At 40.3% G+C, this 2,136-nt stretch carries 2 protein-coding genes; one reads left to right on the top strand and one right to left on the bottom strand.

Annotation, left to right across the window (positions count from 1 at the left end):
- The first annotated feature begins 719 nt into the window (after nt 1-719).
- The gene (locus CHH67_RS24785; RefSeq protein WP_095268040.1) at nt 720-1,331 is read left to right on the top strand and encodes a hypothetical protein; all 612 of its coding nucleotides are present in this window, start codon (nt 720-722) and stop codon (nt 1,329-1,331) included.
- A gap of 177 nt (nt 1,332-1,508) precedes the next feature.
- Here the strand turns inward: CHH67_RS24785 and CHH67_RS26395 are convergent.
- A partial coding sequence (locus tag CHH67_RS26395) for a hypothetical protein (protein ID WP_095268039.1) occupies nt 1,509-2,136 on the bottom strand: 628 nt, incomplete at its 5' end.

Below are 2,136 nucleotides of genomic sequence, written 5' to 3'. Positions count from 1 at the left end.
GGGTGCAGTGAGCCAGGAGCCACCTCCCCTGCTGCATGGCGATACCTGGTTGCCGTTGGCAAGCCGGAGCGATCATAGGGGCCGGTCCCGGCTGCAGGAGGAAAGCAGCTCGCGCGGTGAACGTGTAGAAGAACCGGAAGAGACCGGTGGAGAACCGGGTGCAGTGAGCCAGCGAGCAACATCCTCCCCCGAAACCATGTTTCAGGGGAGGCAATAGGGTTGGGTATGGAACCGCTCATAGAGGTTTCACTTCGCCGCTGCAGCATATACTCCTTGCCTCCGGTCAGTCCACTATTCCTCACGCCCTTTACGGCTTATGTTGTTCTTGTTCAGAAAAATGCTGTGCAGAAACGACACTTCTAACACCTATAAAGACAAAGGACAAACCCAGGCGCTCAAATCCATGATCAATATTAACCGTTCAACAATGCCCTTATCTAATGTCCTGAAAACTATCCCTATTATTAGATTCCTTTTTCAGATGGGGCTTTGACTTTCTTCTAATCTTAATTCCGCAATCCTTAGACGTAGTAACAATCTCTTGAATTAAAGAGTCCGCTTTCTTTTTTGAAATTTTCATCCTATCCCCTCCTTATAGAACCAGTATGGACAAGAATGAATTTTTTAATCCGATTATTGCATACATCTCCCCTACTCGATCATACGTATATTTTAAACCTGCAACAGAATAACATTGTTGTAAACATGGGAGGGGTAAAATGCAAGGTAATGAACGTAAAGAGAGAAGTGATAAAAAGAAACCAATCTCACCCTATATTGATTCATCATCGTATGAGTTAGTATCCTTACTAAGTTACATCTGCGGTTTACCGATAAAAACGATTGGCGAAATGTTGGCTAGAGAAGGAATGAAAGCTGATGCAATATTAGATCAAATTAAAGTTCACTTCCGAAGAGATTTTATTGTAGATGAAGCACGGTTCTGTATAGGACATCCAGAACTGAAACCTTTTCGGTTAAAGCTTCCAGCAGATAAGAAGAGATTGGCTATGCGTTTTTTTCAGTTTGAACATGATCGCTTCGCAGCCCTTTCGTATGCTTTGGATTGTTCTGTACAGATGTCAGTTGGTCTAATTATCGAAAAAGCTTTATCAAGGAAAGATATACTCTTTAAGATCCTAAGCCGTGGTTTAATCCCCCATATCTCACCGGGAAGAATGAAACAAATCAAGGTAATCTGTTCTTTGTTGAATGATCGGAGTCCGGAGTTCTATATTACTTCACAGATGGTAATCGCAACGTTGTTAAAGGATAGCATCCAGAATCAAAGAAAAATTGATAGGACGATGGACGTTTGGCTTCACAATTAACAGTTGTTGTGTATTGTTGTCTATTTCACACATATTGTCTCTTATTGTCTCGGATTGAGACAATAAGAAAAACCCTTATAAAACAAGGGTTTTTCTTATTCGTGTGACTATTATTGTCTCGTTTTGAGTCAATTTGTCTCTCGATTATTCTATCCACTAAATGACATATTAGGAGGATTATTGACTCTCCATTTCCGATCTTAAACGTTGTTCAAAATTATCCCGTACATACTTTTTAATAAAGAGATCTTTTTTGGTTTGGTCTTCCTCTTTTCTAAACAGACCCGTCTTTATAAGGCGTTCTTCTGCAGGCAGCTGAGACCACTTTTCTAATGCCTCGATTTCTAATTCAGTGTTTATTCTATGTGTTGTTATCCTTGCTGTAATTTCTTTCTGCCTCTGTTCAAGTCGTTGATCATGTAAGGTATTCTCAAGTAATTCCGCTTGGACTTCAATTTCTTTTTGGCGAAAATCTGTCAGCACGGATTTCACTGTTTCAACAAGCTGGTTCTCAAGAATAGATGTAAATTCTCTGCTTTGTAATAAGTTTTTTATCTGATCAATAGGCAACACATCTGTTGGTGTCTCACCATCAGGTAAAGGTCGTAATTCAAAGGGAGGATCGCTGAGCAGTAAATTGAAAATACCTTCTTTATTCCAACCTTCTTCTCTCTTATGCTTAATGAACTTGCCTACTCTGAGGTCTAACTCGTCATAAACTCTCTTGCCATCTGGTGCTCGTGTTACATAATGTATGCCTTTTGCTTCTAAAGTCCGAAACCATTCGTTTGTTGTTGTATAATGC

Origin of the sequence: Paenibacillus campinasensis, assembly GCF_002272015.1 — a bacterium.
GTDB classification, from domain to species: Bacteria; Bacillota; Bacilli; order Paenibacillales; family Paenibacillaceae; genus Paenibacillus_AQ; species Paenibacillus_AQ campinasensis.
Note: the sequence above shows the minus strand (reverse complement) of the source record. Positions and strands in the feature narration are given on the sequence as shown.

Coding starts and splice junctions, on each gene's coding strand:
- CHH67_RS24785 (WP_095268040.1), top strand. CDS start 720: ATGCAAGGTAATGAACGTAAAGAGAGAAGTGATAAAAAGAAACCAATC.